15 protein-coding genes are annotated in these 13333 nt (G+C 49.4%); 7 read left to right on the forward strand and 8 right to left on the reverse strand.

Annotated features, from left to right (window positions below; all coding sequences use genetic code 11):
• Positions 1-104: 104 nt before the first annotated feature.
• The 3 genes from asr (at position 105) to LVQ76_RS08290 (ending at position 1646) form a co-directional block, all read left to right on the forward strand.
• Positions 105-458: an acid resistance repetitive basic protein Asr gene (asr, locus tag LVQ76_RS08285; RefSeq protein WP_232921399.1), complete on the forward strand. Its 354-nt coding sequence runs from the start codon at positions 105-107 to the stop codon at positions 456-458.
• A 179-nt stretch (positions 459-637) separates the two neighbouring features.
• Positions 638-742: a small membrane protein YdgU gene (ydgU, locus tag LVQ76_RS22460; protein ID WP_456061802.1), complete on the forward strand. Its 105-nt coding sequence runs from the start codon at positions 638-640 to the stop codon at positions 740-742.
• A gap of 97 nt (positions 743-839) precedes the next feature.
• Positions 840-1646 (forward strand): trypsin-like serine peptidase, encoded by an 807-nt coding sequence (locus LVQ76_RS08290; RefSeq protein WP_151993309.1) that lies wholly within the window; start codon positions 840-842, stop codon positions 1644-1646.
• Positions 1647-1681: 35 nt separating this feature from the next.
• Here the strand turns inward: LVQ76_RS08290 and mdtI are convergent, their stop codons facing one another.
• The 3 genes from mdtI to LVQ76_RS22465 all read right to left on the reverse strand — a co-directional run bounded on the left by mdtI (position 1682) and on the right by LVQ76_RS22465 (position 2680).
• Complete coding sequence (gene mdtI, locus LVQ76_RS08295) at positions 1682-2011, reverse strand: multidrug/spermidine efflux SMR transporter subunit MdtI (protein WP_232921400.1); 330 nt, start codon at positions 2009-2011, stop codon at positions 1682-1684.
• Positions 1998-2375: a multidrug/spermidine efflux SMR transporter subunit MdtJ gene (gene mdtJ / locus LVQ76_RS08300; protein WP_232864516.1), complete on the reverse strand. Its 378-nt coding sequence runs from the start codon at positions 2373-2375 to the stop codon at positions 1998-2000. The genes mdtI and mdtJ overlap by 14 nt, the downstream gene beginning before the upstream one ends.
• Before the next feature lie 191 nt (positions 2376-2566).
• Positions 2567-2680 (reverse strand): protein YdgV, encoded by a 114-nt coding sequence (locus LVQ76_RS22465; protein ID WP_502258064.1) that lies wholly within the window; start codon positions 2678-2680, stop codon positions 2567-2569.
• Between the two features lie 224 nt (positions 2681-2904).
• Here LVQ76_RS22465 and LVQ76_RS08305 point away from each other — a divergent pair, with 224 nt between their 5' ends.
• Positions 2905-3939: an AI-2E family transporter gene (locus tag LVQ76_RS08305; RefSeq protein ID WP_232864441.1), complete on the forward strand. Its 1035-nt coding sequence runs from the start codon at positions 2905-2907 to the stop codon at positions 3937-3939.
• 44 nt (positions 3940-3983) lie between these two features.
• On the opposite strand, the gene pptA is transcribed toward LVQ76_RS08305, so the two are convergent.
• Positions 3984-4214 (reverse strand): tautomerase PptA, encoded by a 231-nt coding sequence (pptA, locus tag LVQ76_RS08310; protein ID WP_034455817.1) that lies wholly within the window; start codon positions 4212-4214, stop codon positions 3984-3986.
• Positions 4215-4280: 66 nt separating this feature from the next.
• Positions 4281-5084, reverse strand: a complete 804-nt coding sequence (locus tag LVQ76_RS08315; protein ID WP_370640072.1) for an arylamine N-acetyltransferase family protein — start codon at positions 5082-5084, stop codon at positions 4281-4283.
• Positions 5085-5210: 126 nt separating this feature from the next.
• Here LVQ76_RS08315 and LVQ76_RS08320 point away from each other — a divergent pair, with 126 nt between their 5' ends.
• The 3 genes from LVQ76_RS08320 (at position 5211) to ansP (ending at position 11176) form a co-directional block, all read left to right on the forward strand.
• The gene (locus tag LVQ76_RS08320) at positions 5211-6293 is read left to right on the forward strand and encodes a LacI family DNA-binding transcriptional regulator (RefSeq protein ID WP_232921401.1); all 1083 of its coding nucleotides are present in this window, start codon (positions 5211-5213) and stop codon (positions 6291-6293) included.
• A 113-nt stretch (positions 6294-6406) separates the two neighbouring features.
• Complete coding sequence (locus tag LVQ76_RS08325; protein ID WP_232921402.1) at positions 6407-9502, forward strand: beta-galactosidase; 3096 nt, start codon at positions 6407-6409, stop codon at positions 9500-9502.
• 198 nt (positions 9503-9700) lie between these two features.
• A complete protein-coding gene (gene ansP, locus LVQ76_RS08330) occupies positions 9701-11176 on the forward strand; it encodes an L-asparagine permease (RefSeq protein WP_232921403.1) in 1476 nt (491 codons plus the stop codon).
• Positions 11177-11242: 66 nt separating this feature from the next.
• Here the strand turns inward: ansP and LVQ76_RS08335 are convergent, their stop codons facing one another.
• The 3 genes from LVQ76_RS08335 to LVQ76_RS08345 are packed head-to-tail and all read right to left on the reverse strand — an operon-like array spanning position 11243 to position 13060.
• Positions 11243-11896: an anti-sigma factor gene (locus tag LVQ76_RS08335; RefSeq protein WP_232921404.1), complete on the reverse strand. Its 654-nt coding sequence runs from the start codon at positions 11894-11896 to the stop codon at positions 11243-11245.
• Positions 11893-12447 carry an RNA polymerase sigma factor gene (locus LVQ76_RS08340; protein WP_232864436.1) on the reverse strand — a complete coding sequence of 185 codons (555 nt, stop codon included), beginning with the start codon at positions 12445-12447 and terminating at the stop codon, positions 11893-11895. The genes LVQ76_RS08335 and LVQ76_RS08340 overlap by 4 nt, the downstream gene beginning before the upstream one ends.
• A 52-nt stretch (positions 12448-12499) precedes the next feature.
• Entirely contained in the window at positions 12500-13060 is a 561-nt protein-coding gene (locus LVQ76_RS08345; protein WP_232864435.1) for a fasciclin domain-containing protein, read from the reverse strand.
• Positions 13061-13333: the final 273 nt, after the last annotated feature.

Below are 13333 nucleotides of genomic sequence, written 5' to 3' on the forward strand. Positions count from 1 at the left end.
CAATCACTCACTGAACGCATTGATCCACAAGTCTATAGTTCATCTCAACGGCCCCGCAGGGCTTCAAAGAAACATAAATTCAAACATGAATTGAGGATGTCGAGATGAATAAAGTACTAGCTCTGGTTGTTGCCGCTGCAATGGGTCTGTCTTCTGCTGCTTTCGCTGCTGAAACTACTGCGACTCCAGCTCCTGCTACCACTTCTGCTGCAGCTAAAGCCCCTGCTGCAAAAACTACTCATCATAAAAAGCACAAAAAAGAAGTGAAGAAAACTGAAGCAGCAAAACCTGCGCAGACCGAACAGAAAGCTCAGGCTGCTAAAAAACACAAAAAAGCAGTAACCAAAACTGAAGCGGCAAAACCAGCTGCACAGAAAGCCCAGGCTGCTAAAAAGCACCACAAAAAACCTACCGCTAAAACTGAAGCAGCAAAACCTGCAACTCAGCCAGCTGCATAAGGTTATCGGGGTTATCCCGAAAGCATAGCCACACTACTAACCTGCATAATTCGAGTTGTCGGCAGGTGGCAAGTAAGTGAGTCCCCAGAAGCGTAGATAACTATGTGACTGGGGTGAACGACCGACGCCAACACACCGATAACCTGAAGTATGACGGTTAAAAACACCCGGTTCGCCGGGTGTTTACTTCCGGAGTCTGGATGATGTTGCGACGCTACAGCTTTGAAATCATCCTCACGCTGCTTATTCTTTGCGGCATTATTACGCTAAGCTTCTGGCTGTAATGACTTTTTACTCCCACTTTTTGTGCGACCCGTCTATAGTTAGTCCATTCGCTGGGTTTATATAACAATCAAAATTAATCGCCCCACAGAGAGTGATATGCGCAAAAAAGTTGTGATGTTGTTAGGTGTACTGTGCTTGTTGCCTGCCCTTTCTCATGCTGATGACGAAAGTGCTGCAAATGTCAAAACGCTGTTTTTTGGCAAGGATGACCGCACAAGAGTGAATGATCCCGCAACACCGCCGTGGGATGCTATCGGTCAACTTGAGACGGCCAGCGGCAATCTTTGCACCGCGACCTTAATTTCCCCTCACCTGGCACTTACCGCCGGGCACTGTTTGCTACAACCACCCCGTGGAAAACCCGATAAAGCCATCGCTTTGCGCTTTGTATCTAATAAAGGCAAATGGCGTTATGAAATTCATGATATTGAAGGCCGGGTTGAATCTACGCTGGGTCGTCGCCTTAAACCCGATGGTGACGGTTGGATTGTCCCCGCCAGTGCGGCGCCTCATGATTTTGGTCTGATTATTTTGCACAACCCGCCTTCTGGTATCACACCGTTGCCATTGTTTGAGGGTGACCGTGACGCACTAACTGAAGCGCTTAAAAATCAGAATCGTAAGGTCACACAGTCGGGTTATCCCGAGGATCATCTGGACGATCTCTATACCCATAACGATTGCCTGATTACCGGCTGGGCACAGAAAACTGTACTCTCACATCAGTGCGATACTTTGCCTGGTGATAGTGGCTCACCCTTGATGCTGAAAACGGAAAATGGTTGGCAGCTGATTGCGGTACAAAGCTCAGCGCCTGCTGCGAAAGATCGTTATCGGGCTGATAATCGTGCGATTTCTGTGACCGGGTTTCGTGACCAGCTACAGAGTTTAGCCAGCCAATAATTTCACCGCCGGGTATCACTCCCGGCGGTTTTCTTTTAAGCCAGTTTGATAAGCACCATGCCCGTGAGTAATAAAACCAGCCCTACCCAGCCTTTACGGTTAAGACGTTGGCCGAATAAAATCCAGCCTGCCGCCACGGTGGCGATAATGCCGAAGCCACCCCATAGTGCATAAGCTACCGACAGCTCAATTCCTTTTACTGCCTGCGCCAGCGCGCTGAAGGCTGCCAGAACTGCACACAGCGACAATATGCCATAGCCAAAACGGCGAAAACCATCAGAGTGTTTCAAGAAAATATTAGCGGCAATTTCTAACACGATTGCCAGGAACAGCCATAGCGCGTGAACCCATTCAAATGATTGCATGTTCGCTCTCCTTTGCTGGTTTTACCGTTCGCGTTTTTTTAGCGCTGGTTCCCGATTTAATCAAAGCAATTCCCACCACCAGCGTGGTCAGACCGATGATTTTCAGTAGCGAGATCGATTCGTCGAACAACAGAACACTGAAAAGGGTAATAAATAAAATACCAATTCCTTCCCACATGGCATACGCGACGCCAAGGGCGATTTTTTTAACCGAAAATGATAATAAAATATAAGACAAGGTGATCATCAACAGCATAAAAATATAGCCGAGATTATCATCACTGACGCTGGACCATTTCATGGATAACGTGCCGGTAATTTCGGCAATAATAGCCAATGCTAATAATATCCAATAGATCATGATTCCTCTCCTGATAGAGAAAATAGCCGTACTAATGCTTGTAATGTGCTAAATAAAGCGCACAAGCCGAATAAAAAATAAGCTTATTTACCCGCAATAATTCGTGTACCAGTAAGGCGACAAAACCGTAAGCAAGCCGGTGCAGTCAACGCAACTGGGGAGCGAAGTATCAAGGGAAAAACAGGAGAGCGAATCTACAGCGCGTTACGCCAGTGTTGTTCACCGGAAAGCGAAAAAGCAGAAGAGAAAGATGGGGCTTGATGGGTTATTAACGTTTTGAACAGCTTGTTCGTAAGCATAATGTCCATAGTTTTCACAACGTATCCGCGGTGTTGCTTCTCATCAGTTGCGGATAGTAAATTGTCCTCAGTAGTCAAACACGCTGAATTTGTACCATATTTCGCAAGATGCCTGACTTCCCTTTTCAATTCTTTACGCTTGTGCAGCAGAAAATAAGTGTATACCCCTCCTTTCCTCACCCGTACTATATACACAATTAAGGAACGGATTATTTTGATGGAGACCGTCAATAATGGCAAAACCCATTATTACGTTAAGTGGATTAAAAGCAGTCATTATGTTGGGGATGTTAGTCATCATCCTTGCGGGTATAAAAGTGGCTGCCGAGATCATCGTGCCATTTATTCTGGCACTGTTTATTGCCATTATCCTCAATCCAATGATTCGTCGTCTGGAGCGCATACGGGTCCCGCGCGTGCTGGCGATTACCTTCGTCATTTCAGTAATTATTTTCTTTATGGCTGTGTTACTCGCCTACCTGGGAACCACGCTTAATGAGCTGACGCGCACGCTGCCACAATACCGTTCCTTGCTAATCTCACCTCTGCAAACATTGGACCCGTGGCTGCAACGGGTCGGGATTTCTGTGTCGGTGGATGAACTGGTTAAGTATATCGACCCTAACGCGGCAATGACGTTAGTCACAAGTCTTATCACGCAGCTTTCCAACGCGATGACCTCAATCTTTTTGCTGCTTTTGACCGTCGTATTTATGTTGATTGAAGTACCGCAATTGCCGGTAAAGCTCCAACAATTGATGTCTCGGCCGGCAGAAGGCATGGGTGCTATCCAGCGAGCTTTAGACAGCGTCAGCCATTATCTTGTACTAAAAACCGCTATCAGCCTGGTGACGGGATTGGTGGTCTGGATAATGTTAGCCATGCTGGATGTGCGTTTTGCCTTTGTCTGGGGGCTACTCGCCTTCTCGCTCAACTATATTCCCAATATTGGCTCCGTTCTCGCAGCAATCCCACCGGTTGCACAGGTGCTGGTATTTAGTGGACTGTATGATGCGCTGCTTGTCGTTGCCGGTTATCTGGCCATCAACCTGGTGTTTGGCAATATCATCGAACCACGCATGATGGGGCGAGGATTGGGTTTATCGACTCTGGTGGTTTTCTTATCGCTGATTTTTTGGGGCTGGTTGCTGGGCCCGGTGGGAATGCTACTGTCGGTTCCACTGACTATCGCGGTGAAAATAGCACTTGAACAAAACGAGGGTGGCAAGAGTATTGCCGTGCTGTTGAGTGATGTGACCAAAAACTAAAGAGCCATAGCCGCTCCGGATAACAGAGCGACTATGGAGTAACGCTACATACTGTAACCCGGTTTTTTGGCCAAAGTATCCAGTGCCGGAGCTATCTCTTTATCGTAGACATCCTCTTTCCAGCGATCTTTCTGGATAGGTGTTAGCGCAACAGAGAGCGACTCGTCAGATGAATTAAAGTGCTTCTTCAGCACGGCACAAATATCAGCGGCAAGCGCCTCTTTTTGCTCTTCAGTCAACTCACGCGGGAAGTGTTTTACGGTGATATGCGGCACAACAGATCTCCTTTGAATGGCGAACTCTATTCTTACGTTAAACAATCAGGTTATAGCAACAGAAAATCATTTGGGGCAGATGGGGGCAAACTCATCAAAGCTGATACCGTACTGCTCGTGGTCCAGTCGCAAACCAAATTTTTCTTGTAGCAGTTGATACACCGCCCTCTCATCAACCATTTCTTCGCGTTGCTCACCGCTAAACTGCCGGTTACTCAGCGTTAACGTTGTGCCATCGGGTTTATGCAAACACAACATTAAATGATGACGGAAATACGATTCAGGCCAGGTCGAAACATAGTGATTTGCAACCTGAAAATCACTGAAATATTGGGGTTGCAGATCAAACCGATACAGAGGCATCCAGCCATCTTGTTGTTTGATGCTCAGCAAGTAATCGCCATCCAGATGCGTTAAGCGATAGACACCATGCGCCGTAGGCTGCTCAACATCAGTTTCCAACCGCAAAGGGGAAGTCAGCGTTTTCCCGCCAAATCCTACATCAGCCAGATAACGCTGTTGATTTATCGTCACCAGCAATAGGCGGTGCGTTCTTGGTGGCATTTCAGGCGGTTGCGTGATCAACACTCTCGCCGCCAGGTCTTCCACTTCAAAACCAATGTCTTCAAGCGCTGCGCGCAGCAAAGCATTTTGCTCATAGCAATAACCGCCTCGACCAGCAACGACGAGCTTTTCAAAAACATTATCGAGTTCAAGCCTGATGGTTCGACCAAGAAGCGCATCTAAGTTTTCGAAAGGAATGGAACAAGCATGCAGCAGATGAATACGTTGCAAGGTTTCTAAGGTGGGTATGGCTTCACCATGAAAACCGATACGCGCAAAATAGGTTTGTCGCTCGAAAGTCATCATCTCAACCTCTTAAAATCCGATGTCTTTACTATAAAGCGTTTTTTTCATGGCAAATGATCGATAATGCTCTGGCTACAACAGGCCTGTAGACTATCCCCCGGAAATAAAGTGCCAGAAGGATGCGCCATGAAACCCAAGTCGATGACTCTCTATGATGTGGCAAAACATGCCAATGTTTCCTATCAGACCGTTTCGCGGGTTATCAACCAGGCAGAGCACGTTTCTGATAAAACGCGCCGTAAAGTCGAAGCAGCGATGCAGGCACTTAACTACGTTCCTAACCGGGTGGCGCAGCAACTGGCCGGAAAACTAAGCCAAACGATTGGGCTTGTGACCAGCAATTTGTCCCTCCACGCTCCGTCGCAAATCGCCGCAGCCATTAAGTCTCAGGCCAGCAAACTCCACTTTAACGTGGTGATATCGATGATTGAGCAGCCTGATTTGAGTGCCTGCAAAGGTGCAGTGAATAGCCTACTCTCCCAGCGGGTTGATGGGCTGATTGTGAATATTCCTCTGGAAGATGACCAGGTTCGAGCCATCACTGACATGTGCGGCAATGTGCCGGTATTGTTCCTCGATGTATCCCCGACTCTCAATACCCACAGCATCACATTCGATGCCACCACCGGCACGCAGTTGGCAGTAACTCATCTCGTCCAACAAGGCCACCAGCATATTGCTTTACTGAGCGGGCCGTTGACCTCAGTTTCAGCCCGCCTGCGTCTGGAAGGTTGGCAACGGGCTCTGGCAAAGCATCAGCTGATGGCTATCGCGCAATTGCAGGGTGACTGGAGTTCAATCTCCGGTTATCTCCAGACACTGGCGCTCATTAGTACGGGATCGAAGTTTACCGCCCTGCTGGTCGCTAACGATCAAATGGCATTAGGTGCATTACGCGCACTCAATGAATCAGGCTTATCCGTTCCTGGGCAAGTCTCAGTGGTGGGTTATGACGATACCGAAGACAGCGCCTGTTTTATCCCGCCGCTCACTACCATCAAGCAAGACTTCAAAGCACTGGGGAATACCAGCGTTGACCAACTGATTGCCCAAATCCACACGCCCGCATTACCGGGCCATGCCACCGTCCTTCCCGTCACGCTTATTGAGCGTAAAACGACGGCAGCACCAAATTCTGAAACTGTGTCACCACAAGCCCTGGCCGACGCGCTTGCGGTACTTGCCCACCAGGTCGCGCGTCTGAAGTGATTTTTGTGAATCGGCTCACCTGAAGTTGTTTTACTGCTTTACATCTGCGCAGGTAAAAAACATATTAATCAATAATTGTGAGCGCTTCGCAAAAATGTAAAGGAACATCAAGTATGACCATCAGATCGGGTTCTGTTGCGGCCACGTTGGCCGCGATCCTTGGGCGACGCGACTGGGAGAACCCAGCAGTGACGCAATTAAATCGCTTGCCTGCCCATCCACCATTTTCCAGTTGGCATGATGCTCTCGCCGCACGCGTCGACTCATCATCTGAAAGTCTGCGCAGTCTTAACGGTGAGTGGCAGTTTAGCTACTTCACTCAGCCCGAGTGTGTTCCCGAAAGTTGGCTTGAGGTTGATTTAGCCGATGCTCAAATCTTACCAGTCCCATCAAACTGGCAAATGCATGGCTTTGATGCCCCGATTTATACCAATGTCACCTATCCCATTCCGGTTACACCGCCATTTGTGCCACAAAACAACCCAACCGGATGTTACTCGCTCACATTTAATGTCGAACAGTCATGGCTTGATGATGGTCAGACGAGGATTATTTTCGATGGAGTGAATTCGGCATTCCATTTTTGGTGTAACGGCCACTGGATCGGGTACGGACAGGATAGTCGCCTGCCCTCTGAATTTGACCTCAGTGAAGTCCTTAATGCGGGGCAAAACCGCATTGCGGTGATGGTGCTACGTTGGTGTGATGGAAGTTATCTGGAAGATCAGGATATGTGGCGCATGAGCGGTATTTTCCGCGATGTGACGCTACTGCATAAACCTTCCACCCAGTTGAGCGATGTGCACATTGCCACCCATTTAAACGAAGATTTCAGCCATGCGATACTGGAAACAGCTGTTGCGGTGAAAGGCGAAACCGACGGCGCGTTACAGGTAAAAGTGCAGCTGTGGCGCGGTGACGAATGCGTGAGTGAGCGGCAACAAGCGCTGGTCAGCAAGATTATTGATGAACGTGGAGCATATAACGACCGCACCACCCTCCGAATGCCTGTCGCAAACCCTCTGCTGTGGAGTGCGGAAATCCCCAACCTCTATCGTGCTGTCGTTATTTTGCTGGATAGCGCAGGCGCGACAATAGAGGCAGAAGCTTATGACGTGGGTTTTCGTAAAGTCGAAATCCATCAAGGGTTGTTGAAACTCAACGGCAAACCTTTGCTGATTCGCGGTACCAACCGCCATGAACATCACCAGGAATTTGGCCAGGTGATGGATGTGGAAACCATGCGCCAGGATATTCTGTTGATGAAGCAGCACAACTTCAACGCGGTGCGCTGTTCCCATTACCCAAATCACCCGTTGTGGTATCGCTTGTGCGACCGTTACGGCCTGTACGTGGTAGATGAGGCAAACATTGAAACACACGGCATGGTGCCGATGAATCGCCTGAGTGACGATCCTGGCTGGCTGCCCGCGATGATGGAACGTGTCACTCGTATGGTGAAACGCGATATTAATCATCCATCAATTATTATCTGGTCGCTTGGTAACGAGTCCGGTCACGGTGCCAATCATGATGTACTTTATCGCTGGGTAAAATCTGTCGACCCCACCCGTCCGGTGCAGTACGAAGGTGGTGGTGCCAACAGCGCGGCAACCGATATTATTTGCCCAATGTATGCGCGTGTTGACCAGGATCAGCCCTTCCCGGCAGTGCCTAAATGGTCCATTAAAAAGTGGATAGGTATGCCGGATGAAACCCGCCCGCTGATCCTTTGCGAATATGCCCACGCCATGGGCAACAGTTTTGGCGGCTTCCATAAATACTGGCAGGCATTCCGCCAGCACCCGCGGCTGCAAGGTGGTTTTGTCTGGGACTGGGTCGATCAGTCGCTGATTAAACACGATGAAAATGACGAACCCTTCTCAGCCTACGGTGGGGATTTTGGCGACAAACCAAACGATCGTCAGTTCTGCATGAACGGCCTTGTTTTTGCCGACCGCACAGCGCATCCGGCACTGTATGAAGCACAACAAGCACAACAGTTTTTCCAGTTTGAACTTCATCGTGAAACCCCGTTGCGCCTCGAAATAACCAGCGAGTATCTGTTCCGTCACAGCGATAACGAACGCCTGATTTGGCAGGTTTCGCAAGCGGGTGAACCCCTCGCAGAAGGTGAAGTGCTGCTCGATATCGCGCCAGAGGGTAAGCAGACAATTACCTTTGATTCACTGCCAACCATCGAGCGTTCCGGTGACGTATGGCTGACGGTAAAAGTGCTGCAAACCAACGCCACAGACTGGTCTGATGCCGGGCATATTTGTGCATGGGATCAGTGGCAACTGCCGAGTATTCTCAACGCAACCCCGCTGCCTTTTAATGGTAAAGTGCCTGAACTGACAACCAGTAACTGCCATTTCGATATTCGCCTCGGCCTGCATCACTGGCAGTTCAACCGCGAAACCGGTTTGTTAAACCAGTGGTGGAAAGCACAGCAACCTGCGCTCATCACACCGCTGCAAGATCAGTTCACCCGCGCGCCGTTAGATAACGATATTGGCGTCAGCGAAGTGACGCGCATTGACCCGAACGCGTGGGTCGAGCGTTGGAAGGCAGCAGGAATGTATGAGCTTGAGCGGCGTGTGGAGAGCTGCGAAGCGGAGGCTTTGGACAATGAAGTGCAGCTGCGCACCGTTCATAGCTGGCAGCACAACGGCAAAACGCTGTTTATCAGCCGTAAGCTTTGGCGAATTGACTGCCAGGGCGAACTCCACGTCAGCGTTGATGTTGAAATTGCTTATGGCACACCGCCACCTGCGCGCATTGGCCTGACCTGCCAGTTAGCGGAATTGTATCCTGAAGTGAGCTGGCTCGGGCTCGGGCCCCATGAAAACTACCCCGATCGCAAGCAATCTGCCCTCTTCGATAGTTGGCAGCTTCCACTGGAAGAACTGTACACACCGTATGTTTTCCCAACGGAGAATGGCTTGCGCTGCGATACCCAAATACTGGAATACGGCGGCAACCAGTGGCGCGGGAATTTCCACTTCAATATCAGCCGCTTTAGCCAACAACAATTGCGCGAAACCTCGCATCGCCATTTGCTTGTGGCAGAAACAGGCACCTGCTTAAACCTGGATGGTTTCCATATGGGTGTTGGTGGCGATGACTCCTGGAGCCCAAGCGTTTCACCGGAATACTTGCTTGATAAGCAGCATTATCACTACCAGTTAAGTTGGCAACGCCGCTAACGTCCCTTCTTCAGCGATGGCCTGTGTAGTTGCAGGCCATCTTCGAATAACCGCTACAATCTGTACTCTTTGAAAAAAGACGTTAGCGTCCTTAACCATTTATGGATAGGATCTGTCGCCCTATTTTGTCATGGCGTTGAAGTTATAAAAATGTCAGGCATTACACAGGGGTCTTTTAAACAAAGGAACAGGGTCTACATGAACACAACACACAAAACGGAAGCGGAAAAGCACGCAGCTAAACGCCGCTGGCTAAATTCGCATGATTCCGGGTATCACAAAGCAATGGGTAACCGCCAGGTACAGATGATTGCCATCGGCGGCGCAATTGGCACAGGGCTTTTCCTGGGCGCTGGCGCACGTCTACAAATGGCAGGCCCGGCTCTGGCAATCGTCTATCTGGTCTGCGGCATCTTCTCTTTCTTCATTTTACGCGCGCTAGGTGAACTGGTACTTCATCGCCCTTCGAGCGGCAGTTTCGTTTCTTATGCCCGTGAGTTTCTCGGTGAGAAAGCCTCCTACGTAGCAGGCTGGATGTACTTTGTGAACTGGGCAATGACCGGCATTGTCGATATCACCGCCGTGGCACTTTATATGCACTATTGGGGCGCTTTTGGCGATGTCCCGCAGTGGGTATTTGCTCTCGGTGCGCTGGGTATTGTCGGTGCCATGAATATGATCGGCGTGAAATGGTTCGCAGAAATGGAGTTCTGGTTTGCGCTGATAAAAGTCCTCGCAATCGTCGCCTTCCTGGTGGTCGGAACGGTATTCCTTGGCAGCGGGAAAATGCTTGATGGCAACACGACAGGTTTCCATTTAATTACTGATAACGGTGGTTTCTTCCCGCATGGGTTACTGCCTGCATTAGTGCTTATTCAGGGCGTGGTGTTTGCTTTTGCTTCAATCGAACTGGTGGGGACGGCAGCGGGTGAATGCAAAGATCCAAAAACAATGGTGCCAAAAGCGATTAACAGCGTTATCTGGCGTATCGGGCTTTTTTACGTCGGCTCCGTGACACTGTTGGTTTTATTGCTGCCATGGAACGCCTACCAGGCAGGGCAAAGCCCGTTTGTGACATTTTTCTCTAAACTCGGTGTGCCATATATTGGCGACATCATGAATATGGTGGTTCTGACTGCTGCGCTTTCCAGCCTAAACTCTGGCCTCTATTCCACCGGGCGTATTTTGCGTTCAATGTCCATGGGTGGCTCAGCACCTCAGTTCATGTCGAAAATGAGCAAGCAGCATGTACCCTATGCCGGGATATTGGTTACGCTTGGGATATATGTGATTGGTGTGGTACTGAATTATCTTGTGCCATCACAAGTGTTCGAGATAGTTCTCAATGTTGCCTCACTGGGGATTATCTCTTCCTGGGCATTTATCATGGTTTGCCAGATGCGCTTGCGTAAAGCGATTAAAGAGGGGAAAGCTGAAGACGTTAGCTTTAAATTACCTGGCGCACCATTTACCTCATGGTTAACCCTGCTCTTCCTGTTTAGCGTATTGGTATTGATGGGGTTCGATTACCCGAACGGAACTTATACCATTGCATCTATTCCGCTGATTGCTTTGTTACTGGTGATTGGCTGGTTTGGCGCACGTAAGCGTGTTCAAGAACTTGCCCACAATCCCGACGCTCACCATGAGGAAGCGCCGCAAAAGGTGAAGTAAACCTATACTGAGCCAATGTTTCGTAGCGATAAAGGGCAGAATATTTTCTGCCCTTTTTGCTGCTCTTTACAATGTCCCGCTAAATAGGACTGGCCCGGTCGGTTGCCCCGTTGGAGAGCCGCCTTGTGGTTCGAGGCTGATTGCAATCGTCGTGCCTGGAGATAAAGCCACGCTGGTTGCAGTAAGTTGTGTCGGCTCACTGGCATTCACTAAGCCAAGTGAAATCGGTTTTGCACCTGAAGGTATCGCCCATAACTGCAAGCTGTTATTGGCCGCAATTGCGCGAGGCTGAACCGGAACCAACTGCAGCGTTTTACGTTCACTGTCAGCACTGACAACCCATTGACCTTTGGTTGTATCGCTGCTGTTTAACACCACCAGCGGTGCGAGATCGGGTGAGCGGTTCGCGAAATACGGCACCAGAATAACCGCGGCGAGTCCGGCTGCCAGCGCCCACCCCAGGTAATTCCAGTTCCACAATGACGTTGGTTTTTGCGGCGGTAAGCTAAGCTGTATTTTTTTCCACACCCGTTCTGGTGGAATCTGGTGCTGTGTGTTGTTTTCAAATGGTGCCAGCAAGGTTTGCCAACGACCAAGTTGCTGTGCCAACTCTTGTTCATGTGCGAGGCGTTTTTCGAAACGCAGACGCGCATTCCCACGCAGGGTGCCCAGGGCATACTGCGCGCTCAATGCGCTGTCGATATCTTGTCTGCTTTTCATAATCCTACGCAGTCCTTAAGGTGGTCCAGAGCACGGCGCACCCAACTTTTTACGGTACCAAGCGGTTGATGCATCCAGGTTGCAATTTCGCTATGCGACAACCCCTGATAGTAGGCCAGCACCACGCTTTGCCGTTGTTCTGGGGGCAGATGCGCAAGGCACAGTGTGAGTTTGTCGACTTGCTTATCGTCGTGCTGGCTATCTTCATTTTGATGGCTCGTTACTGGCGTATATTCATTCAGTTCATCTTCCAGTTCACTACTACGAGCGGCGCCACTTCTTAGCCAATCGATACAACGATTGCGCACAATGTGCGTAAGCCAGGTCATCGGGGAGCTAAAGGCAGGGTCATAAGTTGCAGCACGATTCCAGACGGCAAGAAAACTATCATGCAGGACCTCTTCGGCCCATGCAGAGCGGCGCAACATACGCAACGCTACCGGGAAAAGGAGTGGTGACGTCTGGCGATAAAGTTGTTCAAAGGCGCGGCGGTCACCATCGGCAACCGCCCGCACAAGCGCTACCTGTTGTTGCACTTGCTGATTATCCATATCTTTCCTGATTGGGTGTGAGTCAGTCACTCACACCGAGTATAGACAGGATTTATTTAGGCATCAGGACAGTATCAATAACGTCAATTACACCGTTTTTCTGATTTACGTCATAAGTACTGATATTCGCGATATTTCCCTGAGCATCTTTCAACTGGATGTTATGCGGGCCGTTACTCATTACCCATAAAGGTTGCCCATTTACGGTTTTCAACTCCGCATGGCCGCCGCCATCTTTAATTTTTTTCTCAAGCTGCTTCATGTCGTATTTTCCTGCCACGACGTGATAAGTCAGGATGTTGGTCAGTACCGCTTTGTTTTCCGGTTTCACCAGATTCTCAACGGTCCCTGCGGGCAGTTTTGCAAATGCTGCATTAGTTGGTGCGAACACAGTAAATGGTCCTGTTCCCTGCAATGTGTCGACCAGACCCGCAGCTTTTACCGCGGCAACCAGGGTTGTGTGGTCTTTAGAGTTGAGCGCATTTTCTACGATATTTTTTGAAGGATACATCGCAGCGCCGCCCACCATCACGGAGTCTGACATCATGGCAGCCATGCTGGCGGCACTAAAGAGTAATGATGTAGAGATAGCAGCAGTAAGGATTCTGTTCATGGTTATTTCCTCATTGAGTCAGGAGCACGTTGTTGGCTCACACTCTGATATACGTACGAGGAAATGAACTGGATGCAGGAATATGAAAATATTTTTTCACTTCTGAAAAATCACTCCTGGCGCCGCGTAAATACTCACAAAACACTTTCGTTCATAAAAACTTGCATTAACGTTATGTGCCGTTAACACTTTTCAAACATTCATCACAAGTATTAACATACCCTCTTGAATGTTCCAGATGGTTCGTCCGGAACGTAAAATGCTCCCACCTGT

It is taken from the genome of Buttiauxella cochleicola (assembly GCF_021283185.1).
GTDB lineage: Bacteria > Pseudomonadota > Gammaproteobacteria > Enterobacterales > Enterobacteriaceae > Buttiauxella > Buttiauxella massiliensis.

Coding starts and splice junctions, on each gene's coding strand:
- asr (WP_232921399.1), top strand. CDS start 105: ATGAATAAAGTACTAGCTCTGGTTGTTGCCGCTGCAATGGGTCTGTCT.
- LVQ76_RS08290 (WP_151993309.1), top strand. CDS start 840: ATGCGCAAAAAAGTTGTGATGTTGTTAGGTGTACTGTGCTTGTTGCCT.
- mdtI (WP_232921400.1), bottom strand. CDS start 2,011: ATGCAATCATTTGAATGGGTTCACGCGCTATGGCTGTTCCTGGCAATC.
- LVQ76_RS22465 (WP_502258064.1), bottom strand. CDS start 2,680: ATGGACATTATGCTTACGAACAAGCTGTTCAAAACGTTAATAACCCAT.
- LVQ76_RS08305 (WP_232864441.1), top strand. CDS start 2,905: ATGGCAAAACCCATTATTACGTTAAGTGGATTAAAAGCAGTCATTATG.
- LVQ76_RS08315 (WP_370640072.1), bottom strand. CDS start 5,084: ATGATGACTTTCGAGCGACAAACCTATTTTGCGCGTATCGGTTTTCAT.
- LVQ76_RS08320 (WP_232921401.1), top strand. CDS start 5,211: ATGAAACCCAAGTCGATGACTCTCTATGATGTGGCAAAACATGCCAAT.
- LVQ76_RS08325 (WP_232921402.1), top strand. CDS start 6,407: ATGACCATCAGATCGGGTTCTGTTGCGGCCACGTTGGCCGCGATCCTT.
- ansP (WP_232921403.1), top strand. CDS start 9,701: ATGAACACAACACACAAAACGGAAGCGGAAAAGCACGCAGCTAAACGC.
- LVQ76_RS08335 (WP_232921404.1), bottom strand. CDS start 11,896: ATGAAAAGCAGACAAGATATCGACAGCGCATTGAGCGCGCAGTATGCC.
- LVQ76_RS08340 (WP_232864436.1), bottom strand. CDS start 12,447: ATGGATAATCAGCAAGTGCAACAACAGGTAGCGCTTGTGCGGGCGGTT.
- LVQ76_RS08345 (WP_232864435.1), bottom strand. CDS start 13,060: ATGAACAGAATCCTTACTGCTGCTATCTCTACATCATTACTCTTTAGT.